This is a genomic window from Williamsia herbipolensis (assembly GCF_036153515.1).
Classification (GTDB): domain Bacteria; phylum Actinomycetota; class Actinomycetes; order Mycobacteriales; family Mycobacteriaceae; genus Williamsia_A; species Williamsia_A herbipolensis.
The window spans coordinates 1,939,808-1,962,857 of the sequence record NZ_CP108021.1; the positions used below are offsets into that span (position 1 = coordinate 1,939,808).

21 protein-coding genes are annotated in these 23,050 nt (G+C 68.1%); 4 read left to right on the plus strand and 17 right to left on the minus strand.

Going from position 1 to position 23,050, the window contains the following annotated elements; genetic code table 11:
- Positions 1 to 4 precede the first annotated feature (4 nt).
- Genes resB through hemL form a run of 5 tightly spaced genes read right to left on the minus strand, consistent with a single transcriptional unit; the run spans position 5 to position 5,142 of the window.
- Entirely contained in the window at positions 5 to 1,708 is a 1,704-nt protein-coding gene (gene resB / locus OG579_RS08680) for a cytochrome c biogenesis protein ResB (protein ID WP_328858806.1), read from the minus strand.
- Positions 1,705 to 2,511, minus strand: coding sequence for a cytochrome c biogenesis CcdA family protein (locus tag OG579_RS08685; protein ID WP_328858807.1), 807 nt, complete (start codon positions 2,509 to 2,511; stop codon positions 1,705 to 1,707). Before OG579_RS08685 ends, resB begins: the two co-directional genes overlap by 4 nt.
- A complete protein-coding gene (locus tag OG579_RS08690) occupies positions 2,508 to 3,146 on the minus strand; it encodes a TlpA family protein disulfide reductase (RefSeq protein ID WP_328858808.1) in 639 nt (212 codons plus the stop codon). The genes OG579_RS08685 and OG579_RS08690 overlap by 4 nt, the downstream gene beginning before the upstream one ends.
- A complete protein-coding gene (locus OG579_RS08695) occupies positions 3,143 to 3,772 on the minus strand; it encodes a histidine phosphatase family protein (protein WP_045823918.1) in 630 nt (209 codons plus the stop codon). Before OG579_RS08695 ends, OG579_RS08690 begins: the two co-directional genes overlap by 4 nt.
- Positions 3,772 to 5,142 carry a glutamate-1-semialdehyde 2,1-aminomutase gene (gene hemL, locus OG579_RS08700; RefSeq protein WP_328858809.1) on the minus strand — a complete coding sequence of 457 codons (1,371 nt, stop codon included), beginning with the start codon at positions 5,140 to 5,142 and terminating at the stop codon, positions 3,772 to 3,774. Before hemL ends, OG579_RS08695 begins: the two co-directional genes overlap by 1 nt.
- 195 nt (positions 5,143 to 5,337) lie before the next feature.
- Between hemL and OG579_RS08705 the strand changes: the two genes are divergently transcribed.
- Positions 5,338 to 6,606, plus strand: coding sequence for an EAL domain-containing protein (locus OG579_RS08705; RefSeq protein WP_328858810.1), 1,269 nt, complete (start codon positions 5,338 to 5,340; stop codon positions 6,604 to 6,606).
- Positions 6,607 to 6,612: 6 nt separating this feature from the next.
- Here OG579_RS08705 and OG579_RS08710 read toward each other — a convergent pair whose 3' ends face one another.
- From OG579_RS08710 to OG579_RS08750, 9 genes are all read right to left on the minus strand, one after another.
- Positions 6,613 to 7,116 (minus strand): GNAT family N-acetyltransferase, encoded by a 504-nt coding sequence (locus tag OG579_RS08710; protein WP_408068769.1) that lies wholly within the window; start codon positions 7,114 to 7,116, stop codon positions 6,613 to 6,615.
- 1 nt (position 7,117) lies between these two features.
- Positions 7,118 to 8,089, minus strand: coding sequence for an ABC transporter substrate-binding protein (locus OG579_RS08715; protein ID WP_328858812.1), 972 nt, complete (start codon positions 8,087 to 8,089; stop codon positions 7,118 to 7,120).
- A gap of 39 nt (positions 8,090 to 8,128) precedes the next feature.
- Complete coding sequence (locus OG579_RS08720; RefSeq protein WP_045823921.1) at positions 8,129 to 8,929, minus strand: amino acid ABC transporter ATP-binding protein; 801 nt, start codon at positions 8,927 to 8,929, stop codon at positions 8,129 to 8,131.
- Entirely contained in the window at positions 8,926 to 9,822 is an 897-nt protein-coding gene (locus OG579_RS08725; RefSeq protein ID WP_328859198.1) for an amino acid ABC transporter permease, read from the minus strand. The genes OG579_RS08720 and OG579_RS08725 overlap by 4 nt, the downstream gene beginning before the upstream one ends.
- 191 nt (positions 9,823 to 10,013) lie before the next feature.
- Positions 10,014 to 10,811, minus strand: coding sequence for an SDR family oxidoreductase (locus OG579_RS08730; protein ID WP_328858813.1), 798 nt, complete (start codon positions 10,809 to 10,811; stop codon positions 10,014 to 10,016).
- 74 nt (positions 10,812 to 10,885) lie between these two features.
- Positions 10,886 to 12,190 (minus strand): HNH endonuclease signature motif containing protein, encoded by a 1,305-nt coding sequence (locus tag OG579_RS08735; protein WP_328858814.1) that lies wholly within the window; start codon positions 12,188 to 12,190, stop codon positions 10,886 to 10,888.
- A 202-nt stretch (positions 12,191 to 12,392) separates the two neighbouring features.
- Positions 12,393 to 12,773 (minus strand): HIT domain-containing protein, encoded by a 381-nt coding sequence (locus OG579_RS08740; protein ID WP_328858815.1) that lies wholly within the window; start codon positions 12,771 to 12,773, stop codon positions 12,393 to 12,395.
- Positions 12,774 to 12,957: 184 nt separating this feature from the next.
- Positions 12,958 to 13,692 carry a GNAT family N-acetyltransferase gene (locus OG579_RS08745; protein WP_328858816.1) on the minus strand — a complete coding sequence of 245 codons (735 nt, stop codon included), beginning with the start codon at positions 13,690 to 13,692 and terminating at the stop codon, positions 12,958 to 12,960.
- Positions 13,693 to 13,756: 64 nt separating this feature from the next.
- Complete coding sequence (locus OG579_RS08750; RefSeq protein WP_328858817.1) at positions 13,757 to 15,289, minus strand: PucR family transcriptional regulator; 1,533 nt, start codon at positions 15,287 to 15,289, stop codon at positions 13,757 to 13,759.
- A gap of 159 nt (positions 15,290 to 15,448) precedes the next feature.
- Between OG579_RS08750 and OG579_RS08755 the strand changes: the two genes are divergently transcribed.
- Positions 15,449 to 16,852, plus strand: coding sequence for an aminobutyraldehyde dehydrogenase (locus OG579_RS08755; RefSeq protein WP_328858818.1), 1,404 nt, complete (start codon positions 15,449 to 15,451; stop codon positions 16,850 to 16,852).
- 80 nt (positions 16,853 to 16,932) lie between these two features.
- Positions 16,933 to 18,864 carry a primary-amine oxidase gene (locus OG579_RS08760; protein ID WP_328858819.1) on the plus strand — a complete coding sequence of 644 codons (1,932 nt, stop codon included), beginning with the start codon at positions 16,933 to 16,935 and terminating at the stop codon, positions 18,862 to 18,864.
- Between the two features lie 33 nt (positions 18,865 to 18,897).
- On the opposite strand, the gene OG579_RS08765 is transcribed toward OG579_RS08760, so the two are convergent.
- Positions 18,898 to 19,932, minus strand: a complete 1,035-nt coding sequence (locus OG579_RS08765) for a zinc-binding dehydrogenase (RefSeq protein ID WP_328858820.1) — start codon at positions 19,930 to 19,932, stop codon at positions 18,898 to 18,900.
- 162 nt (positions 19,933 to 20,094) lie between these two features.
- On the opposite strand from OG579_RS08765, the gene OG579_RS08770 reads away from it, so the two are divergent.
- Positions 20,095 to 20,688: a TetR/AcrR family transcriptional regulator C-terminal domain-containing protein gene (locus tag OG579_RS08770; RefSeq protein WP_328858821.1), complete on the plus strand. Its 594-nt coding sequence runs from the start codon at positions 20,095 to 20,097 to the stop codon at positions 20,686 to 20,688.
- A gap of 15 nt (positions 20,689 to 20,703) precedes the next feature.
- Here the strand turns inward: OG579_RS08770 and OG579_RS08775 are convergent, their stop codons facing one another.
- Together OG579_RS08775 and OG579_RS08780 are read right to left on the minus strand one after the other, a co-directional pair.
- Positions 20,704 to 21,252 (minus strand): hypothetical protein, encoded by a 549-nt coding sequence (locus OG579_RS08775; protein WP_328858822.1) that lies wholly within the window; start codon positions 21,250 to 21,252, stop codon positions 20,704 to 20,706.
- A 101-nt stretch (positions 21,253 to 21,353) separates the two neighbouring features.
- Positions 21,354 to 23,039 (minus strand): ABC transporter family substrate-binding protein, encoded by a 1,686-nt coding sequence (locus OG579_RS08780; RefSeq protein ID WP_328858823.1) that lies wholly within the window; start codon positions 23,037 to 23,039, stop codon positions 21,354 to 21,356.
- Between the last annotated feature and the right edge of the window lie 11 nt (positions 23,040 to 23,050).

Consider the following 23,050-nt stretch of genomic DNA (forward strand, 5'->3'; position numbering starts at 1 on the left):
GGTGTCACCTTTCGCCGGTGCGCGTGGTGCGTGCGCCGGGTGGGTCGATCTCGAGGAGTCTGCGGACGAGGTCACCGAAGCCCTCGCCCCACCCGGCCTGATCGGTCCGGGCGAGACCCGCCATCTCTACTACTGTAAGTCGTTTGTCGGTCGCGGCGGAATCCAGGCGCGAGGAATCCGCGGGGGTGATCCGCGCCCACACCCGACGTCGCTTGATCAGCAGCGACACCAGCAGCCCGACGAGCATCGCGATCGCCGAGATCAACACGTACTGCTGCGCGGGGTCGTGGCTGACCTGCAGCGACACCCACTGCTGGTAGCCGTCGAAGCGGACGGTGGTGCCGTCGTCGATGGTGCTCGACTGCCCGACCGCGAGGTTGACCTGCGCCTTCTGCAGCAGCCGGCCCTGGTTGATGAGGTTCTGGTCGAGGGAGTAGACGTTCTGCGGGCGCCCGGTGTCGAGGCCGGTGTCGCCCTTGTAGATGCGGATCGCGACCTGCGGGTCACGCGCCTCGGGGAACGACGACGACAGCAGCGAACCGGTCGCGCCGGTGAGCAGCGCGGTCGGTGCGAACAGGCCCTCCACGGCGATCTGGTTCTTGCGGCGGACATCGGCGTTCGGGTACAGCCCGGCGGGGGTGTCGAAGCGCGCGGCACCCGACGACAGCAGCGTGACCGCCTCGTTCGGGGTGAACGGCACGGTCTGGGTGCGCTTCTCCCCGCCCGGGAAGGTGACGGTGAAGGTGGGCGCGTAGCCGTGGCCGAGGAGGTAGACGCGGTCGCCGGCGACACGCAGCGGGTCGTTGACCTTCAGGGTCGCCGATTTGGTGCGGTCGTCCTCGAGGTCGGAGCCGGCCTGGTAGTCGACGCGGGCGGAGTACATGTCGGCCTGCCCGCTGGGCAGGTACTTGGCGGTGAAGTCGTCGACCTGCACACAGAACGGCGCGAGGTCGGTGCCGTCGACGAGGTTGCCGCCGCGGAACGAGTCGTAGACCGCGGTCGAGGTGTTGCACAGGCCCTGCTGGCCGTCGGCGACGAGGATGCGGGTGCCCTCGTAGCCCCACATCTTCCCCGCGGCGATCGACACCAACAGCGCGAGCAGCGCGAAGTGGAACACCAGGTTGCCGAACTCGCGCAGGTAGCCCTTCTCGGCGGAGATCTCGATGATCTCGATCTGCTCGCCGTCGGGCCCGGTGACACTGCGGGTGGTCCGGATGCGTCGCCAGCCGCGCAGGTTGCCCATCACGCGGTCGGCGATCTCGGAAGGCGCACCGTCGACCTCGTGGCGGTCGTGGCGCGGCAGGCGGGTGAAGTTGCGGGGCGCGGCGACCGGTGTCGCACGCAGGGCCTTGCCGTGCTCGATGAGGCGCGGGGTGAGGCAACCGACCAGCGAGATGAACAGCAGCACGTAGATCGCGGTGAACCAGACGCTGGAGAACACCTCGAAGAACTGCAGGCGATCGAGGATCCGGGCCGGCAAGCCGTGGTCGTCGATGTAGGCCTGGGTCTTCTGCGAGTTCAACGAACGCTGCGGCAGCAGTGCGCCGGGGACGGCGGCGAGCGCCAGCAGGAACAGCAACGCCAGCGCGGTGCGCATCGACGTCAGCGAGCGCCACAGGTTGCGGGCGGGCCACAGCAGGCGTCGTTTCCACACCGGCGGCGGTGACGACGCGGCGGGGGTCGCGTCGCGGACGATGGTGTCGGTCATATCGGTAACTCCGTATTGGTGACGAACGCGTCGCGCACCCAGGTGACGAACGAGTCCCACATACCGGTGACGAGTGCGATGCCGACCGCGATGAGCAGCACGCCGCCGACGATCTGGATGGTGCGGGCGTGGCGACGCATGAAGCCCACGGCGCGCAGTGCGCTGGCCGACCCGAACGCGAGGATGACGAACGGCAGGCCGAGCCCGAGGCAGTACGCGATGATCAGGGTGACCCCGCGGACGGCCGTGGAACCCTCTGTCCCGCTGGCGGTCGCGATGACCGCGGCCAACGTCGGACCCAGGCACGGCGTCCAGCCGAGCGCGAACACCGCGCCCAGCAGCGGTGCGCCGACGAGGTTCGACACCAGCCGCGGATGGAATCGGGCGTCGCGCTGCAACATCGGGACGAGACCGATGAACACCAGGCCCATGGCGATGGTCACGACACCGCCGATGCGTTGCAGCACATCGCGATTGAGCACGAACGCCGATGTGATGCCGAAGACGGTGGCGGTCGCGAGCACGAACACGACGGTGAACCCGAGCACGAACAGCAGTGCGGCACCGGCCACCCGGGCCCGGCCGGTTGTCTTCGGTTCGCCCGCGCGCACCGGCGGTGCCTCGGCGCCGACGAGCCCGGCGAGATACGACAGGTAGCCCGGCACCAGCGGCACCACGCAGGGCGAGGCGAACGACACCAGTCCGGCGAGCGCGCAGGCGCCGAGCGCCAGGAGGATCGGGCCGGTGCTGACGGTGGAGGCGAAGGTCTCGCCGATACCCGAGGCCAGCACCACGGTGCTCACGACGGCACCGTCGCCGTCGAGGGCGTCGATGCCTGGGGACCGTCGTACGGCTCGGCGGCCAGGCGACGGACCAGCGGTTCGAGTTCCTCGGCGGAGATCGTCCGCAGGAACACCGCGGCCGCGCGGTGGTAGCGGTCGAGGACGACGGTGGTCGGGACGACCGAGGTCGGCGTGGTCAGGCGGACCAGCGTGCGGCCGGGGTAGTCGAAGATCGAGGGGTAACTGATCTTGTTGTTGGCGATGTAGTCCTGCGCGTCGGTCTGATTGTCGCGGAAGTTGATGCCGAGGAACGCGACGCCGAGGCTGCGGGTCCGTTCGAAGGTCTGCTCGAGGTCACCGACCTCGGCGCGACACGGCGCGCACCACTGTCCCCACACGTTCACCACCACGACGTCGCCGGTGAAATCCGACAGCGCGAGCGGGCTGTTGTCGACGACGTTCTCGCCGCGCAGGTCGGCGACGCGTTTGCGCGCCGACGGCGGGTCGTAGGTGATCGAGGTCTGACCGTTCGGCGAGACGAACTCGAAGGTGTCGCCCTGGGCGACGGCGTCGTCACCGGTACCGCAGCCGGCGAGGACCACCACCAGCGCCACGATGGCCGCGAGCACCGCGCCTGTCTTCACAGCTGGGGTCACGCCCCCGTGGCGAGGGGGTCGGACGCGCCGGCCGGCTCGGAGTACACGATGTCGACGAGGGCGTCGCCGTCGTAGAGGAGGCTGGTCAACGAGGCCAGCGAGCACTGGCGACGTCGCGGGTCGTGCCACAGGCGCTGGCCCTCGAGGAACCGGCGCAGCGTGTAGACGGGCAGCTGGTGGCTGACGCAGACGGCCTCGTGACCGCGGGCGGCGTCGCGGGCCTTGGTGGCGACGGCCAGCATGCGGTGCGCGAGCTGGATGTAGGGCTCACCCCACGACGGCGTGAACGGGTCGCGCATCTTCGGCCAGTGCCGCGGGCGGCGCAGGGCGCCGTCACCGATCGACACCTTCAGACCCTCGAAGACGTTCTCGGCCTCGATGAGGCCCTCGTCGGTGATGATCGACAGCCCGTGGCGCGCGGCGATGGGGGTGGCGGTCTCCTGTGCGCGCTGCAGCGGCGAGGCGAAGACGGCGGTGATGTCGTGGTCGGCGAGCTCGTCGGCGACGCGGCCGGCCTGTCGGGTGCCGGTGGTCGACAACCCGAAATGCGGCAGACGGCCGTAGAGGATGCCGTCGGGGTTGTGCACCTCGCCGTGTCGCATCATGTGCACGATGGTGCGCTGCATCAGTGGAGCTCCTCGCCGGACGTGGCCGCGGCAGCCGCGGCGGCCGCCGCAGGCATCGCGTCGGCCAGGACACCGAAAGCATCCTCGTCGAGCGCTGCCGACACAAACCACGCCTCGAACGCGCTGGGCGGCGGGTACACCCCGCGTGCCAGCAGCGCGTGGAAGAACGGCGCAAACCGCCAGGTCTCGCTGCTCTTGACCGCGGCGTAGTCGGTGATCGCCACCTCGGGGGTGGAGGTGAAGAACACACTGACCATGTTGGCCGCGTACTGCACGCGGTGGCCGACACCCGCGGCGTCGAGCGCACCGGTGATCAGGTCGCCGAGGCGGTGGGAGTTGGCGTCGAGTGCGGCGTAGACGGCGGCGTCGGCGGTGCGCAGTGTGGCCAATCCGGCGGCCACGGCGACAGGATTCCCCGACAGGGTGCCCGCCTGGTAGACCGGCCCGGCCGGCGCCAGATGGCCCATGATGTCGGCGCGACCGCCGAACGCAGCCGCGGGCAGGCCGCCGCTCATCACCTTGCCGAAGGTGTAGAGGTCGCCGGCGACACCGTCGATGCCGAACCAGCCCGACGGACTCACCCGGAACCCGGTCATCACCTCGTCGACGATGAGCAGCGCACCGTTGCGGGCGGTCAGCTCCTTGAGTCCGGCGTTGAACCCGGGGCCCGGGGCGATGGCACCCATGTTCCCGGCGGCGGCTTCGGTGATCACGCAGGCGATGGTGTCGGGGTTCTCGGCGAACGCGGCCTCGACCGCGGCGAGGTCGTTGTAGGGCACGACGATGGTGTCGGCGGCCTGGGCGCCGGTGACGCCGGGCGAGGTCGGCAGACCGAGCGTCGCGACGCCGGAGCCGGCGTCGGCGAGCAGCGCGTCGACGTGACCGTGGTAGCAGCCCGCGAACTTGATGATCTTGGTGCGGCCGGTGAAGCCGCGGGCCAGACGGACCGCCGACATCGTGGCCTCGGTACCGGAGTTGACCAGTCGCACCCGTTCGACGGGCGCGACGCGTCCGATGATCTCCTCGGCGAGTTCGATCTCGGCCTCGGTCGGGGCACCGAACGACAGGCCGGTGGTCGCGGCGCGCTGCACGGCCTCGACCACGGTCGGGTGGGCGTGGCCCAGGATCATCGGACCCCAGGAGCTGATGAGGTCGATGTAGGTGGTGCCGTCGGCGTCGGTCATGCGACAGCCCTGCGCCGAGGTGATGAACCGCGGTGTGCCGCCGACCGCCGAGAAGGCACGCACCGGCGAGTTCACCCCGCCGGGGATGACACCACTGGCCCGCGCGAACAACTCGGCCGAACGGGCCGTCGAGGCCGGTGAGCCGTCGGTGGTGGGTGCTGCGGACGAGGAGGGGGGCGGGGTCACCTCCCCAGTGTTCCAAACTTTTCTCCCCCGCCGCCGTGAGGCCGGTCTCCGCCCCGGCGGGAGCACCCACTCGGCGGTGTCGGTGGAACGTGCGATTGCGACACGCGCCGACGTGCACGTTCTTGCGCGACCGGTCGCCGACAACGATGATCAACAGTGGTTCGGGAGACCGGCTAGAGACAGGCGTGACCTGCGATGACCTACGACCACCGGCGCGCCGAGCGCGCCCTGGCGTCTCCGGTCGTGCCCGTGTTCCAGCCCATCGTCGACCTCTCGACCTCCACGACCGTCGGGTACGAGGCGTTGTCGCGCTGGCCCGCCGAGCCCGACGTCTCCCCTCTCGAGGTCTTCGACCATGCGCGCAGGTCGGGGCGCCTCGCCGAACTGGACTGGGCCTGTCGCCGCGCCGCGGTCGTCTCGTCGCTGCGTGAGGGTCTCGTCCGCCCGCTGAGCGTCTTCATCAACGTGGAACCCACGGCGCTCGGGACGTCACCGACGTGGCATTTCCCCGGGGACCGGTTCCGGGAGATCACGAGCAACGACCTGCAGATCATCATCGAGCTGACCGAGCGCGACGTCCTCGCGAACCCGGCCGCGGTGATGGCCACCATCGACTGGGCCCGCGAGCGCGACTGCGGCATCGCTCTCGACGACGTGGGCCCGAACCCGGAATCGTTGGCGCTGCTGCCGCTGATCCTCCCCGACGTGGTCAAGCTCGACCGGCGGATCATCACCGACCCGACGGCGCCCGGTTCCGACGACACCATCTCGTTCGTCATCGACTACGCCGCGGAGACCGGTGCCCACATTCTCGCCGAGGGCATCGAGGACGAGGGCGACATCGCCGTGGCCCGAGCGGTCGGCGCGACCCTGGGCCAGGGTTTCCTGCTCGGACGCCCCGGCGACCCATCGACGGATCCGCCGCTCGCCGACCCGCACCGCATGATCCGGCCGTTTTCGGCCGGTCCGCCGCCCCTGCAGGCGCCGGCCGACATCCTCGATCGGCTCCCGACCCAGGTCATCGACTACGCGACCATCATGCGGGTCTTCGATACCGTGACCTCGTTCGGCGACCAGCTCTTCACCCCCGGGTGCATGGTCGTCGCGGTGCAGAACGCCGACGCATTCCAGACCCGGTTCGGGCACCAGTACGCCGAGTTCGCCCGCAAACACACCCTCGTCGGGGTCGTGGGGGCCGGCGAGTTCGACGTGCCCGGCGTGCGCGGTCCGATCGGCCCGAACGTCGGCTTCTCGGGCCAGTTCGCGTTGGCGATCCTGACCCAGAACTACGCCGCCACGATCGTCGCCCGCGACCTCGGCGACAGCGGGCCCCTCGCCACGCGCCGATACGCCTGGTACTACACGCACGACCGGTCGGCCGTGCGCGACGTCGCGCGGTGCATCGTGTCGCGTCTCGCCCCGCGCTCGTCGCCCACCCCCGTCGCGGCCGCCCCGCAGAGCTGACACGGGTCAGTCACCGACGGCTCGCGACACTGGTCCGGTCATCTTCTCGAACGGGTGCGGGACATGCTCCACGGACGGGGCCGTCGGATCGAACAGGGCGGTGTAGCCGGCCGCGAGATACAGCGCGTCGGCTTCGGGCTGGCGCCATCCGGTGGTCAGATAGACACGGCGATAACCGAGTTCGGTGATCGCGCGCTCGAGTTCGGCGAGAACCCGCCGGGCCAGACCCTGGCGCCGATGGGCGGCCGAGGTCCAGATCCGTTTCAGTTCGGCCGTGTCGTGGTCGTAGCGGCGAAACGCCCCGCCGGCGACGACCTCGTCGCCGCGCAGGAGCACCACGAGCGCGCCGTCCGGCGGCGCGAACTCCGCGGCCGGGTAGTCGACGAGCTCGGAGTACATCGTCTCCGCGGACCCGCCGTAGCGGGTGCTGTACTCGACGGCCAGCTCGGTCAGCAGCGGCTGTGCTCGGGCGTCGGTCTGGTGCACCCGGACGACGGTGAGGTCCGGCACATCAGGACTTCTTGGGCAGGCCGGGCGGATTGATGACCGAATTCTTCACTCCCTCGTTGTCGAGGCCCCAACGGTCGAGGACCTTCTTGTAGTCACCGTTGGCGATCACGTGGTTGAGGGCGTCGTTCACCGCCTTGATGACTCCGTTGCCCTTCTTCGTCAGCACCGCGATCTCGCCCTGCAGCGCGTCACCGGCGCCGGAATAGGTCGCGATGATCTTGGTCTCCTTCTTGCTGGCCACGTGGAACACCGCCGACGGGTTGGGTCCGAGGTAGCCGTCGATGCGCTTCGAACTCAGAGCCAGGTAGTAGTCGGCGGCGTTCTGGTAGTAGAAGATCTGCGCCGGCTCGCGCCCCTCGGCGACGTTCTGGGCGTTCCAGTCGACGAGCAGTTGCTCCTGGTTGGTCCCGGAGCTGACGCCGATCTTCTTGCCCGCGATGTCCTTGCGGTCCTTGTAGGTCCAGGTCGAGTCCTTCGGTACCTCGAGCGCGAGGTTGTCGAGCCGATAGGTGGCGAAGTCGTATTTCTCCTTGCGCTCCTCGGTCACCGTCACGTTGTTGACGAACAGATCCACCTGGTTCGAGTCGATCTTCACGAAATTCTGCGCCCAGTCACCGTTCGTACGAACCACTTTGAGTCCGAGGACGTCGCCGATGAGGTGCGCGAAGTCGACCTCGCTGCCGATGACCGTCGCGTTGTCGGTGGCGTAGAACGCCAACGGTGGCGTGGTGCCGACCGTTCCGGTGACGCGCAGGGTGCCGCTGTCCCGGATCGCCGCGGGCAGCTCGGCGGCGATGGAATCCACTTTGGCGGTGGTGATCCGGCCGGACTGCTGCGGCGACAGGTCGAACGATTGGCCGTCCTGCGCGGTCAGGGTGTTGTCGGTGGTCAGCTCGCTGCACGCCGTGGCGAGCAGGGCGACGACCGCGAATGCGGAGAGGGCGGACGCGAGGCGGCGGGTGGGCCTGGACATGGAACTGCTTTCTCGGAGGGCGACATCGGAGGCGGATGGTCAGAGGACGTGCGAGAGGAAAGTCTTTGTCCGTTCGTGGACTGGATTGTCGAAGACCGCGGCGGGAGAACCCTGTTCGACGACGAGCCCGCCGTCCATGAACACCACCGAGTCGGCGACCTCGCGGGCGAAGCCCACCTCGTGGGTGACGATCACGAGGGTGGCGCCGTCGCGGGCGAGTTGGCGGATGACCTCGAGGACCTCGCCGACGAGTTCGGGGTCGAGCGCCGAGGTCGGTTCGTCGAACAGGATCACCTTGGGTCGCAACGCCAGGGCGCGGGCGATGGCGACGCGCTGCTGTTGGCCACCGGAGAGCCGTCGCGGATAGTCGTGCGCCTTGTCGCCGACGCCGACGCGTTCGAGCAACTCGCGTGCCTCGCGTTCCACCTCGGCGCGGTTACGCTTCTGTGCCGACAGCGGGGCTTCGACGACGTTCTCCAACACGGTCAGGTGCGGGAAGAGGTTGAAGTTCTGGAAGACGAAGCCGATCTGGGAGCGCTGCCGCAGGATCTCGCGGGGTTTGAGCTCGTGCAGCCTGCGTCCCCTGAGGCGGTAGCCGACCAGCTCGCCGTCGACGCGGACGACGCCGCTGTCGACCTTCTCGAGGTGGTTCAGCGTGCGGAGCAGCGTCGACTTGCCCGAGCCAGAGGGGCCGAGGATCGCCGTGACCTCCCCGGGGCGCACAGTCAGGTCGACGCCCTTGAGCACCTCGAGCGTTCCGAAGGATTTGTGGACACCCCTGGCCTCGATGGCGTACCGCGAGTGCTCGATTGCCGCGGTGACGGGTGCAGTAGTGGTCATCGGGTCGCTCCCCGTGGTGAGAGCGGCAGCTCGGCGAGCTTGGCGCGGATCTGTTGGATCGGTGTCAGCGGCACGGTGCGCAATGCGCCTTTGGCGTAGTGCCGTTCGACGTAGAACTGCACGATCGACAGCAGCGAGGTGAGGATGATGTACCAGACGGTGGCGACCATGAGCATCGGTACCACGCGTCCGCTGCGACCGTAGATGACCTGGACCTGGTAGAAGAGCTCGGCGATCGCCATCACGGACACGATCGAGGTGCCCTTGAACAGGGAGATGACCTCGTTGGCCGCATTGGGCAGGATGCCGCGCATGGCCTGCGGGAGAACGATCTTGACGAACTCGCGTCGCTTCGGGATGCCCAGGGCCGCGGCCGCCTCGAGCTGCCCCTGGTCGACCGAGATGATCCCGGCGCGCACGATCTCGGCGGAGTACGCGGCCTGATGCAGCGCGAGGCCGATGATCGCCGCCGTCGACCCACTGATGACGCTGTTCACGTTGAACGTGAAGAACGCAGGACCAAAGGGGATCCCGAGCGACAGGCTTTGGTAGAGGTAGGCGATGTTGAACCAGAACAGCAGCTGCACGATCAGCGGGATGGACCGGAACGCCCAGATGTAGAACCACGAGAGGACCTGCAGCACAGGGTTGTGCGACAGCCGGGCCGCGGCCAGCGCGATCCCGAGGGCGAAACCGATCAGGGTGCCCCAGAACGTGAGCTGGATGGTCAACCACAGGGCGGCGATCACCGACTTCGCGGTGAAGTATTCGCCGAAGGTGCCCCAGTCCCAGCCGGCGTTGGTCGCCAGACCGTGGACGAACTGCGCGGCCAGGATCAGCGTCACGGCACTGATCACCCATCGCCACGGGTGCCAGGTCCGTGCGACGGTCAGTTCTTCTGCCGCGACGGGAAGGTCGTCGTCGTCTGGTGCGGTATCGCGCGAACGCGAAGTGTCACCGGGTATTACAGCGGTCACGTCGTTGTTTCTCCATTCAGGACTGGGGAGAAACGTACGTGCGGACCGGATGCACCGCGATATTTCCAACCACCGCGATTCGAGCGGCGCGGGCGCCGGCCTCGACGTCAGTAGTAGACGGGCCCCGGCACGCCTCCACCGGCCGCGATGGCGTCGCCCGTGATCGCGATGCTGCGCGGCGACGCGAGGAACGCGACGACATCGGCCACCTCGGAAGCGTCGACGACGCGTCGTATCGAGTTCGTCGCCAACTCCGCCTCGAGGTCCGCGAGTGGAACACCCTCGCGCTCCGACCGTTCCGCGAGCCTGGCCTCGAGTCGTTCGGTTCTGGTCAGACCCGGATGGACCACGGTGACGTTGACTCCGTGCGGCCCCAGTTCATCGGCGAGGTTCTTGGTCAGCGCGGACACACTCACGTTGCGAATCGTCTGGGCGATCGAGTTCGCCTGCCGCGCGCCGAGTCCACTGATGTTGATGATGCGACCCCACCCCTGCTCGATGAGGTGCGGAGAGACTGCACGTGCGGTGCGCAGGTAGCCGAGGACCTTGATCTCGACCTCTTCGCGCACCACGTCATCGGTGATCGAGTCGAAGTCGGTGGGCTTGCCCGAGCTCCACGGGGTCGCGGCGGAGTTGACGAGGATGTCGACGCCTCCGAGTTCGGCGACGGTTCGTTCCACCAGACGGTCGACCGACTCCTGACCACCCGTGTCGACGGTGATGCCGATGACGCGACCGCCGGTCTGCTCGGTCAGTTCGGTCGCCGCGGCGTCGAGTGCCTCCCGACCACGCGATGCGATCACGACGCTCGCGCCCTCTGCCGCGAGCGTTCGCGCGATGGCCCGACCAATTCCGCGACTTCCACCTGTGACGATCGCTCGCTTACCGTTCAGCTGCAGATCCATGGGTCTCACACTATGGAGTTGTCAATGTTCGTGCCGCTCCCGTGGGTGGGCGGGGCGTTGGTTCTATGACGGCGCTATGCCGCGGTCGGTTCCATCACGGTCAATGTTCTTCTGTTGTAGGCGGGTAGCGGCTTCCGGTGTGGGTCGACGCCGGCGGGTGGGATCAGCCAGGGGTGGCGGTCGGTGCCCATGACGATGTCCCAGCCGTCGTGGTGGACCGCGGTGTGACAGGAGCGGCACAGGAGACATCCGTTGTCGACGGCGGTCGGTCCACCATCGGCAAAATGAATGATGTGGTGGACGTCGCACCACGAGGCGGGTGCCCCGCATTTGATGCAGCAGCGGTCGCGCAGGAGCACGACTCTGCGGGCAGCTCCGGTGAACAGCCGCGGCTCGGGTGCCGTCACCGACACTGGCGCGCCGTTGAGGTCAACTCCGACGCCGGTCACCCGAGCGTCGCAGGACAGCAGTTTCGCGGACAGCTCGGTGATTGGCCCCATCCACGTCAACGAAGCGGTACCTGCGGTCACAGTCGCAGCGTCGACGTCGGCGTGGACGGGGATGGTCACGAGGATTTCGGTGCGTGGCGCCCCGGACAGGGCGTCGGGACCGAGTCCGCGGGTCCCGACCTCCAGTAGCTGTGCGAACGCGTCGGCGCGGCGGCGTGCGACCGGTCGTGGATCGTCGGAGCCGTCGGGCTCGGGGCGGGGGCGTGATGCGGTGTCGAGGGCGGTGATCAACCGTTCGGCGGTCAGCGTATCGAGGTCGAATTCGCCGCGCAGGCGCCCGTCGCCACCGGTGTTCCAGCCGAGCTCGTTGAGGGTGGTGTCCTCAGCGGCCGGTATCCGATCCGGGTCGTCGTCGGGATTCTCGGCACGCATCTCGATTGCCGCTGCCCGGGCCCGATCGGTGATCTCGACTGGCGTACTGCCGGCGACTGCGTATCCGATCAGACTGCGTTCCACCTCGCCGATGGCCTCGGAGTCGATCGTCTCACCGGTCCGCCCGACGACATGTGAAACCCCGCGGGCGACAGCATCGAGATGTTCAGCTGACAGGGTGGCATCGCGACTGTGCCGAGCGAGGCCCGGCAGCACAGCGATGGCACGCCCGAGACGGATCACCCTCGCCGCAACAGCGGACGCGACACCATTGGCGCACAACAGCTCCCGTAACCTCATGCCGGCGCGTTTGGCAGTACCGGCACGTTCGGCCTGATCACTCAGACGTGCGAGCAGGTCGTCGGCGACCGCTCGCAGCGCGACAGCACCCCGGATGCCATCGACGATCAGTTCGTCGACGTCGTCGACAATTGTTTCCCTGCAGCCGAACTGATCGACCAATTCGTTGGCGATCTCGGTCAGTGTCCCCCGACTCATGCCTCTATCGTACACACGTTCGAACAGTGTGCAACCATTAATTGTGGTGAATGTTGTTGAGCGTGAGTGTATTTCGATTCTTCAGCCCACAGGGCGAGACACGCTACACCCCTCCTCTGACAACACTGGCTACGCAGCAGGAGTTGTCCACAGCCGAGAACCGGCGACCGGACAGCTCGGCCTCGACGGGGACCGCCGAGGATCAGGGGGAATGCGATCGCAGCCGATCACAGAGCGAGACCAGCTCTGCCGCGGTGACCCGCGGACGTTCGGACCACGAATCCACGTCGGTCCAAGCAACGGTGTCCGGCGTGCCCCGGGGCCGGACGAAGACATGCTGGTGAACGTGCGCCACACTACGTCCGGCGATCAGGGAGAAGACGAACTGCGGGTGCAGCTCTCGTTCGAGCGCGCACGACATGCGCCACGCAGCTCGCGCGACGGCCGCCACCTCCGACTCGACCAGCGACGGCAGCCCGGCTGCGTGCCGTCGCGTCTCGATGACGAGGTAACCCGGAACGTACATTCCGTCAGTCGGGGACAGCCGATGCGTGACCACAACCTGTTCGTCGCTGTAGATCACCGGGCAGCTCAAAGACCCGACACCCCGGCGCTTGTCGCAGATCGCACACGCAGTGGGATCAGAACCGGGAAGCGTCACCGATCTCGATCACTCGCGCCCGCTGCGCACGGTCGCGACGGTGTGTGCCCGATCGCATCGGCCACCGACTCGTACACCCCGGAGGCGGCGGCGTTCTCGATCGACGTCATCCGCGCGCACGACCGGCGGGCGTCCGCACCGCCGTGAGCACCGAGCGCTTGCGGAGCGTGAACCCCAGCGACTCGTAGAGACGGATGGCGTCGTGGTTGTCGGCGCGGGCGTGCAGGAACGGGATCTCACCGCGCGACCGGATGCCGTGGCCGACGGCCCGGACGAGTCGGGTGCTCAGACCGCCGCGGCGGAACCTCGGATCGGTGCAGACGGCACTGATCTCGGTCCAGCCGTGGGGGTGCATGCGCTCTCCGGCCAGGGCGACCAGATGGCCGTCGTGCAGGAATCCGAGGTAGGTGCCCATCTCGATGGTGCGTGTCCGGAACGGGCCAGGTTCGGTCCGGGCGACGAGGTCGAGCATCGCGGGCACGTGGTCGCCGGTGAGGACGACGGCCTCGGGGTCGGGCGCGACCTCGAGCCCCGCACCCTCGAGCTGTACCGACCCGAACTCGCCGAGAACCTCCCATCCCGGTGGCGGAACGTACGGACCCCGCAGCGCGACCCGTGTGGACGGGCCGACCAGTGCAGCCAGGTCTGTCCAGTCCTGATCGTCGAACTCGGGCGGGTGCCCCACGAAGGCCGCGACCTCGTCGTCGTATCGGGCGATCCGCCCGGACCACTCGGCGAAACGTGCGTGTTCGCCGCGGAGCGATGAGCGGACGGGATCGTCGAGCGGGTGGATCGTCGCGTCGTCGACGATCGTCGTCGCCGGCGCGGCGTCCGCGGTCACCGGATACCCCTGTCCTGCACGATGTCACGCTAGGAACCCCGGTGACCTGTGCCCACCGTTGCGATCAGCGTGATTCTCGTCCGGCGGGCGGTCGGTCACCGCTGAGGAGGATGAGCAGCAGCTCGGCGCGGGTGCGGGCGTCGGCGAGATCGACACCGAGGAGTCCCTCGATCCGGGAGACCCGCTGTCGCAACGTGTGTCGGTGCACACCGATGGCCGCGGCGGCTGACTCCCAGTGGCCGTTGGCCTCGAGGTAGCGGCGCAGCGTGGTGACCAGGTCGGCACCGCCGGCGGCACGCACCTCGAGCAGCGGTCGCAGCCGGATGTCGTGGAGTCCGCGCAGGCCGTCCTGGACACCGTCGATCGCGAGCACCGATCGCGTCGTCACCAGGTCGACCACCTCGCCGTCGACGGCGGCACGTGCGGCCTGGCGGGCCTGCCCGGTCGATGCGGCGATGTCGCACAGGGCGACCGGGTCACCGAGACCGGCCCGCATCCGCAGACCCGCGGCGAGCGACTGCGCGGTCGTGGTGTCGTCGTCGCCGCGCAGCAGCACCACCACCTCCCGACCGTCCCGCGCACAGAACACCGGGCGCCACCTCTGCTCGAGCGCCGACGCGAGCTGACCCACCGCGTCGGCGGCCACCGTCGACGAGCGGAACTCGAACACGACCACCCGTACGAGACCGTCGTCGTCGGCTGCACGCAGGAGCATGGTCTCGGCGGTCGCGGGAAGGGTGTCCCCGCGTATCGCGAACCCCAGGACGTCGGCGTGCAGCTGCGCCCGTTCGGCGGCCACATCACCGGCACCGTTGTGCTGCAGGGTGATCAACGACGACGCGTGGCCGACCAGTACACGCTGCAGATCACCGAGCGGCCGGTCGCCGATCACCGCGAGATGCCCGACCACCGCTCCGCCGGAGCTGATGCGCTGCACGGTGATGGTGTGGTCGTCGGTGATGGTCACACCCGTCGCCGAGGCCGCGCGCGAACGCCAGTGGTCGGGTCCGAGGGCACGGCGCACGTGCGTCATCGCGACCGGATCGGCCGCACGTGGGCGACTGCACACGACGCGGCCGTCGCGATCGATCACCACCACGGTGTGGTCGAGTGCGGCGGCGAGCTCGCCGGCGAGTGCAGGGACACCACCGGCGATGACAGCCCGCGTCATCGCCGGCTGGCTACGCGCCGCCCGGGTGAACTGCGCGTAGCGATCGTCGGCGACACGGTCGAGCAGGGTGCGCGCGATGGCGGAGAACGGGACGGGCAGGGGCACCTCGAGCACCGGCAGGCCGAGATCGGCGCCGATCTCGACGAGGTCGTCGGGCACGGTGTCGTAGCCGAGCCCGGTCCCGAAACCGATCGCCGCGACACCGGCCTCGGCGAGGCTCGCGAGATATCGCGTGCGGCCGTCGCGGTCGTCAGGCAGCCGCATCCCCGTGGTCAGCAACAGCTCCCCGCCCGACAACCAGTCGGCGGCGTCGACAAGCTCGGAGGTCAGGGCGCAGTCGATCGGACGGTCGAGGCCGAGGCTGCCGGTGCACGATCGCAGGTCGAGAGCGCGTTGATCGAGGAGCCAGCCGACCGTCGTCGCCATCGGATCACCCCTTCGAACTGCGCGGACACCGTGACGGTACTCCGTTTCGTCCACTCGGGACGGTGGTGTGTGGACAGACTGTCAGGGACACCCCACCACCCACACGGGAAACACTGATCGACAAGCCACCCACCGTCGCCGCAGGAGGCAGCCACCCGCATGACCACACCGACCGTGCTGAGGAACTGGATCAACGGGGAGTTCGTCGATGCGACGGGCACCGACGTCATCGACGTGGTGAACCCGATCGACGAGTCCGTCGTGGCCCGCTCCCCCATCTCCGGTGAGGCCGATGTCGATGCGGCGATGGCGGCGGCGAAGGCCGCGTTCGCCTCGTGGGGCACCACCACCCCCTCGACGCGGCAGAAGGCGCTGCTGCGGCTCGCCGATGCCATCGAGGCCAACTCCGATCGGATCGTCGCCGCCCAGGCGCGCAACACCGGACAGCCCGACCAGCAGATCGCCGACGAGGAGGTGACCGTCGGCGCCGATCAGATCCGGTTCTTCGCCGGCGCCGCCCGCATGCTGGAGGGCAAGTCGGCGGGCCAGTACATGGAGGGCTTCACCTCCCACGTGCGTCGCGAACCGGTCGGCGTGGTCGGTCAGGTGACACCCTGGAACTACCCGCTGATGATGGCGCTGTGGAAGATCGGCCCCGCCCTCGCCGCGGGCAACACGATCGTGCTCAAGCCGAGCGACACCACCCCCGAAAGCACGCTGGTGCTCGCCGAGATCACCAAGGGCATCCTCCCGGACGGTGTCCTCAACGTCGTCCTGGGCAACGGTGAGACCGGTGCCGCGGTGGTGAGCCATCCGACGCCGGCCATGGTCGCCATCACCGGGTCGGTCCGCGCCGGCATCGCCGTCGCGGTGGCCGCGGCGAAGAACCTCAAGCGCGCGCATCTCGAACTCGGCGGCAAGGCGCCCGCGGTGGTGTTCGCCGACGCCGACCTCGAGAAGTCCGTGGCGCCGATCGCCGACGCCGCGTTCTTCAACGCCGGTCAGGATTGCACCGCCGTCACCCGCATCCTGGTGCACGAGTCGATCCACGACGCCTTCGTCGACAAACTCGTCGCCTACACCGCCGATGTCACCGTGCCCCCGCTGAACAACGTCAACCACTTCGGCAAGGTCACCTCGATCCTCGACTCCGTCCCACCCCACGCCACCGTCGCCATCGGCGGCAAACGCAAAGGCGACAAGGGGTTTTTCGTCGAACCGACGGTCATCACCGGCGTCCACCAGGACGACGACCTGGTGCAGCAGGAGACGTTCGGCCCGGTGGTGACGGTGCAGTCGTTCACCGACGAATCGCACGCGATCGACCTCGCCAACGGTGTCGACTACGGCCTGGCCTCGAGCGTGTGGACCACCGACCACGCCACCGCCACCCGCATGTCGACCGCTCTCGATTTCGGCTGCGTGTGGATCAACTGCCACATCCCGCTGGTCGCCGAGATGCCCCACGGCGGGTTCAAGAACTCCGGCTACGGCAAAGACCTCTCCGGTTACGGCGTGGAGGACTACACGCGCATCAAACATGTGATGAGCTCGGTCGAGTAGGACCGCCCAGAACCCCGCCTGCGCGGTCGTAACCCGGCCGCGCAGGCGTGTTTTCCTCCCACACCAGGAGCAGACCTCTCGTGACGCAGCACCCGCTCGATCCGCTCGACACCGACGAGTTCCGTTCGGTGACAGACATTCTCGCCGCAGCGCACGGCGTGGGACCGGGGTGGCGCTACTGCTCCATCGAGATGGCCGAGCCGAGCAAACCCGAGCTCTCCGCGTTCGAGTCGAACGGCACCGTGCCGCCCCGGCGGGCGCTCGTCACGCTGCTGGAATCGGCACGCAACGCCACGCACAAGGCCGTGGTGTCGCTGACCGACGGCCGCGTCGAATCGTTCGAACACATCCCCGGCGTGCAGGCCAACTTCACCGTCGACGAGTTCGAGGAATGCGATCGCGTCCTGCGTGCGCACCCCGATGTGGTCGCCGCTCTGGCCCGGCGTGGGATCACCGATCTCGACCTGGTGTTCATGGACACCTGGACCTACGGTGCCGCGGTGGCGCCGCCCGAGTACGCCGACCGCCGACTCGGCTGGTCGGACACCTGGCTGCGGTCGGAGCCCGGCGCGAACCCGTATGCGCACCCGGTGTCGGGGCTGCACTGCGTGATCGACGTGAACACGATGGAACTGTTGCGCATCGAGGATTCGTTCGACGGACCCGACGGGGCGATCGACCCGCCGGAGGTGATGGGCGAGTACGTGCCGTCGCTGATCCCCGAGCGTGTCCGGGCCCAGTCGCGGCGAGAACCCCTGAAACCGTTGGAGATCACCCAGCCCGAGGGGCCGTCGTTCACCCTCGACGGCAACCTGCTGCAGTGGCAGAACTGGTCGTTACGCGTCGGCTTCAACCACCGCGAGGGCATGACGCTGCACACCGTCACCCACCGCGACGGCGACCGCGAACGGTCGGTCGCGCACCGCATGTCGTTCGCGGAGATGATGGTCCCCTACCGCGATCACTGCGAGGACCACTACCGGCGCACAGCGTTCGACATCGGCGAGTGGGGACTGGGGTTCATGACCACGTCCCTGGAACTGGGATGCGACTGCCTCGGCGAGATCCGATATCTCGATGCGACCCTGCACGACAGCGCCGGTGAGCCGTACACGATCACCAACGCGATCTGCATCCACGAAGAGGACGACGCGGTGCTGTGGAAGCACGTCGACCACGACGCCGGCGCCGAGGTGCGACGCATGCGGCGACTCACGGTCAGCTTCCACGTGACCGTCGCGAACTACGAGTACCTGGTCTACTGGCGCTTCTACCAGGACGGCAACATCCAGTGCGAGGTGCGCGCCACCGGCATCATGGTCACCACGCCGATCGCGCCCGGCGCCGAGCACCCGCACGGCACGCTCGTCGACGAGCGCACGTATGCGCCGTTCCACCAACACTTCCTGGTGGCGCGTCTCGATCTCGACGTCGACGGCACCGACAACACCGTCGTGATGAGCGAGACCGAGGCCGAGCCGATGGGCCCCGACAACCCCTACGGTCTGTCGCTGGTGCAGCGCAACACTCCGCTGCGCACCGAGCTGCAGGGACGTCAGGACATGAACTGGGCGAGCCAGCGGGCGTGGAAGGTGGTCAACCCCAACACCGTCAACGGCCTGGGCACACATCCGGCCTACAAACTGGTGCCCGGCGATGCGATCCCGGCGATGTTCGATCCGGCCTCACCCATCTTCGCCCGCGCGGAGGTCATCGGCCACACCCTCTGGGTCACCCCGAACCGAGCCGACGAGCGTTGGCCCGCAGGAGAGTTCGTGAACCAGTCGGCCGCCGACACGGGGCTCGGCGCGTGGACGAAGGCCGACCGTCCGATCGAGAACACCGATGTCGTGCTCTGGTACGTGTTCGGCGTCCACCACATCACCCGGCCCGAGGACTGGCCGGTGATGCCCGCCGACACGGTCTCGTTCTGGCTCAAGCCCTTCGGGTTCTTCGACCGCAACCCGTCGCTCGACGTGGCCCCGTCACCGGGCGGTCGCTGCCACGGTTGAGGCCGTCGACGCGCCCCGGGCCGGGTTCAGCGGTCAGGGCGTGACGATGACCTTGAGTGCCTCGCGGTCGGCCATCTGCTGGTAGCCGGTCGGGACGTCGTCGAGGCCCATGCTCACGTCGAACACCTTGCCGGGCTCGACCTTGCCGTCGAGCACGTCGGGCATGAGCTCCTCGATGTAGGCGCGCGCCGGCGCGACACCGCCGGTGAGCGTGATGTTGTTCATGAAGAACTGGCTGCCTGCCGTCACCTTGTCGTACTGCGGGACACCGACGCGGCTGACCGTGCCGCCGGAGCGGACCGCGCCGAGCGCCATGTCAATCGCGGCCTCGTGCCCGACGCATTCGAGCACCTTGCGGGTGCCGTCGCCGCCGGTGAGTTCGCGAACCTTCTCGATGCCCTCGTCGCCCCGTTCGGCGACGACATCGGTGGCGCCGAACTCGCGACCGAGATCGGTGCGCGCGGTGTGGCGCCCCATCAGGATGATCTGCTCCGCGCCAAGCCGCTTGGCGGCGAGGACCGCCGACAGGCCGACCGCGCCGTCACCGATCACGGTGACCGTGTCACCCTCGGAGACACCGGCGGTGACCGCGCAGTGGTGGCCGGTGGAGAACACATCCGACAGCGTCAGCAGCGACGGCAGCAGCGCCGAGTCCTCACCGACGGGGAGTTTCACCAGCGTGCCCTGGGCCTGCGGGACGCGAACCGCCTCGCCCTGACCGCCGTCGACGCCGTTCATGCCCCAGCCCCCGCCGTGGCGACACGAGGTCTGCAGCCCCTCGGCACAGAAGTCGCACGTGTTGTCGGCCCAGACGAACGGCGCGACGACAAGGTCGCCCTTCGCCAGTCCGTCGACCTCCGACCCGATGTCCTCGATGATGCCGAGGAACTCGTGCCCGATGCGGGCGCCCTCGTCGGACACCTCCTTCGACCCGTAGGGCCACAGATCGCTGCCGCAGATGCACGAGCGGACGACGCGGACCACGGCGTCGGTGGGGTCTTTGAGCTCGGGATCGGGGACGTTCTCGATGCGGATGTCGCCCTTGCCGTAGATGAGTGTTGCCTTCATGGTGATCCTCCGAAAAGCACGGCCGAGCCGCGCACAACGCATGTGAGGGCTTCGAGGTCTTCTTCGTCGACAGCCGCACGATTCAGCCTACGGGCGGCGACCGAACACGGTCGGGGATTTCGACCACCGCGGCGGGATCGCCGGGGTCGCTAGTGTGGCCTTGTGCCCCGCCCGAGTACGCCTCTGCTGTCGGTCGACCTCATCGTCGACACCGCGCTGCGTTCGGTCGACTCGACTGGCGACTTCACGATGCCGGGTATCGCTGCAGCACTCGGAGTTCGACCATCGTCGCTCTACAACCACATAGGCGGCCGCGGCGAGATCATCGAACTTCTCCGCGACAGAGCCATGGCCTCGGTGCGGATCGAAGCCGACACCGACACAGGGTGGGCCGATACCGTGGCCGCGATCGCACGGTCGTATCGCGACGCGTACGCCGCCCACCCCCGGCTCATCCCGCTGCTGACCACCCACACGGTGCGTAGCCGAGCAGCGCTCGCCATGTACGAAGCGCTGGCCCGCGCCTTCGACACCGCGGGTCTGACCGCGCCGCAGATCCTCGATGCGATCACCGTGCTCGACGCGTTCGTGCTCGGTTCCGCGCTCGATCTCGCGGCGCCCCAGCAGGTATGGGCTCACGACGATGTGACCGAACCCGCGTTCACAAGCGCGCTCGACCATCTCGACGACCCGGACCGCTCCCACCGCGCCTTCGAATCGGGCCTCGCCGCACTCCTTGTCGGCTGGGGTACCTGAGGCTCGACACCGTGTTCAGCTGGGGTCGCTTCCGCCGATCGCCGACGTCCAGATCGCGACGATCGCCGCCAGCACCGTCACCGCGATGAAGTCGACCACCCCGCCGCCGGCGACGAGCACCCACAGCAGCCCGATCACCGGGGCCCCCACCGCGGCGGGCGCATCGAGCACCAGCCGCCGTCGGATCGAGCCGAAGCGTTCACTGCGGGCTCGTAGGTCGGCGGGATTGAGGCGCGGTGCGTCGAGCACGGTTCCCTGTGGGCGTTCACTGCGTTCGCGTCCGACGGGGAGCGCGATCACCCCGTCCCCGATCTCACATGCCGCCCATCGACCCAGGCGAACGATGCGCGCGGGAGCGTCCGGCGCAATCGCCAGCAGACCCGTGTGGAAGTAGACCGGGACGTAGGTGATCGCTCCCCCGGCCTGGACCTCGAGCAGACCGCGCGACCGCATCCTGCGCTGCACCCGGACGCGCCGCACCACCACGCGGTCACCGCGGTCGCGCCCGAACCGTCGTCCGCAGGCGACCGCGGTGCCGAGCCGAAACACGCTGACCAGCAACACGATCAGGAACACCAGGGCGGAGAGCGCCCCGAGTACCGGGACCGTGGCCGCCGCGACGACCAGACAGGCCGCCGCGGCGCCGCGCGGGTACCGCAGACCGGCTATTTCAGGAACCCGACCTTGGACATGTCCTGGTCACCGAAGGCCGGCGCACCGAAGTTGGCCAGAGTCTTGGTCACCGCGTAGGTGGACGGCCGCTGGAACAACGTCAGGCTGTGGCCTTCGGCCCAGACGGCCTTGTCGAGAGCGTTGTAATCGGCGAGCCGCTTGGTGTCGTCGGTCTCGGTGAGCGCCGTGTCGGCGAGAGCGTTGATCTCTGGAGATCCGACCTGTCCGTAGTTCTGCAGCGTGATGCCCGGCGTGAGACGGTAGATGCCGTCACTGCTCGATGAGTACGGTGTTCCCTCCCAGGTGAAGTGCGTGACATCGAAATCTCCGACGAGGATGTACTTGTTGAAGAAGTCGTCCGACGGGACCGTGTCGATCGTGAGGTTGACGCCGACGTCCTTCAGGTTCTGCTGCATGATCTGCGCCTCCTGCGTCGCGTTCGGCGCACCGGACGGGATCACGTCACGAAGATCGAGCTGCTTGCCGTCCTTCTTGCGGAACTGTCCCGACATCGTCCAACCGGCCGCATCGAGTTCCTTCTTCGCCTGCTCCGGATTGAAGGTGATGTCACCGTTGTTGGCCTGATACCCCTTCTGCCCGTTGACGAAAACGTGGTTGTCCAACACCGCGGGCTTCGAGGTGATCTGGCCGAGCTGGGTCTGGGCGAGGTACGTCCGGTTGATCGCCTTCATCAACGCCAGGCGAACAGCCTTGTCGGACGTGATCCGACCCTTCGCGCCATTGAAGTCGAAGTGGCGGTACTGGTAACCGACACTCTGTCGGAGGTCGACGTTCGGCAATCCTCGTGCAGTCTTGAACGAATCGGCGTTGCTGCCGAGTTCCATCTGGTCGATCTCACCGCTCTGCAACGCGCCGATGGCTGCAGGAACATCGAGCGGAATGTAGGTGATGGTGTCCAGCACGGCCTTGTTCTCGCCCCACCAGTCGGGGTTGCGTTCCACGACGATCCGCTGCCCGCCGGGCGCGATCGAACGGATGCGGAAGGGTCCCGCCGTGGCGGGGAATGTCGTCACCGCAGCCTTGTTGAAGGCCTCGGGTGTGTCGACGCTCTCACGGGGCAGGAGCGGCGCGAAGTCACCCCTCCAGTCGCCGTACTTCTTGGCGAACGTGACGATCGCCTGCTGGTCGCTGGACCCACGGACGACCGATTCGATGCGGTCATAACCGGCGGTTGACGAAGCTTCGTACGCTGTGTCCTTGCCGCTCTGCGCTGTCCAGTTCGCGACGAGATCGCGGTAGTCGAGTGGGCGTCCGGTGCTCCACTTGGCTTTGGGGTTGATGTCGTAGGTGATCGTCTGTTTGCCGTTCACCTCGCTCTCGACGATGTTCGTGAAGTAGTTCTTGTTCACCGAGAGGCTTGCATCGGCAGCAGCGAGGAACGGAGTCGGCATGGTCGCCAGATAGACGCGGTTCAGATCGCCGAGCGTGCCGTCGATCTGGAGGTAGTTGTAGTTGGGGATCACCGACTCGATGCGGTAGTTCATGTTCCCGCCCTGCTTCAGGTCGCTGATCGGGTGCGGGTTGTTCTGCGCCTGGGCACTGAACGACGACGGCGCGTTGGCGTTCCCGCTGTTTCCCGACGAGCAACCGGCGAGCAGACCGGCGGTGGCGATGACCGCGGCCAGGGGCACGATCGCGCGGATTGTCCTGCGTCTCATGGTGTTGCCTC

Bases quoted from the DNA above. Each gene is read 5' to 3' on its own strand.
- resB (WP_328858806.1), bottom strand. From the start codon at position 1,708: ATGACCGACACCATCGTCCGCGACGCGACCCCCGCCGCGTCGTCACCG.
- OG579_RS08695 (WP_045823918.1), bottom strand. From the start codon at position 3,772: ATGCAGCGCACCATCGTGCACATGATGCGACACGGCGAGGTGCACAAC.
- OG579_RS08705 (WP_328858810.1), top strand. From the start codon at position 5,338: ATGACCTACGACCACCGGCGCGCCGAGCGCGCCCTGGCGTCTCCGGTC.
- OG579_RS08715 (WP_328858812.1), bottom strand. From the start codon at position 8,089: ATGTCCAGGCCCACCCGCCGCCTCGCGTCCGCCCTCTCCGCATTCGCG.
- OG579_RS08720 (WP_045823921.1), bottom strand. From the start codon at position 8,929: ATGACCACTACTGCACCCGTCACCGCGGCAATCGAGCACTCGCGGTAC.
- OG579_RS08730 (WP_328858813.1), bottom strand. From the start codon at position 10,811: ATGGATCTGCAGCTGAACGGTAAGCGAGCGATCGTCACAGGTGGAAGT.
- OG579_RS08735 (WP_328858814.1), bottom strand. From the start codon at position 12,190: ATGAGTCGGGGGACACTGACCGAGATCGCCAACGAATTGGTCGATCAG.
- OG579_RS08750 (WP_328858817.1), bottom strand. From the start codon at position 15,289: ATGGCGACGACGGTCGGCTGGCTCCTCGATCAACGCGCTCTCGACCTG.
- OG579_RS08755 (WP_328858818.1), top strand. From the start codon at position 15,449: ATGACCACACCGACCGTGCTGAGGAACTGGATCAACGGGGAGTTCGTC.
- OG579_RS08765 (WP_328858820.1), bottom strand. From the start codon at position 19,932: ATGAAGGCAACACTCATCTACGGCAAGGGCGACATCCGCATCGAGAAC.
- OG579_RS08780 (WP_328858823.1), bottom strand. From the start codon at position 23,039: ATGAGACGCAGGACAATCCGCGCGATCGTGCCCCTGGCCGCGGTCATC.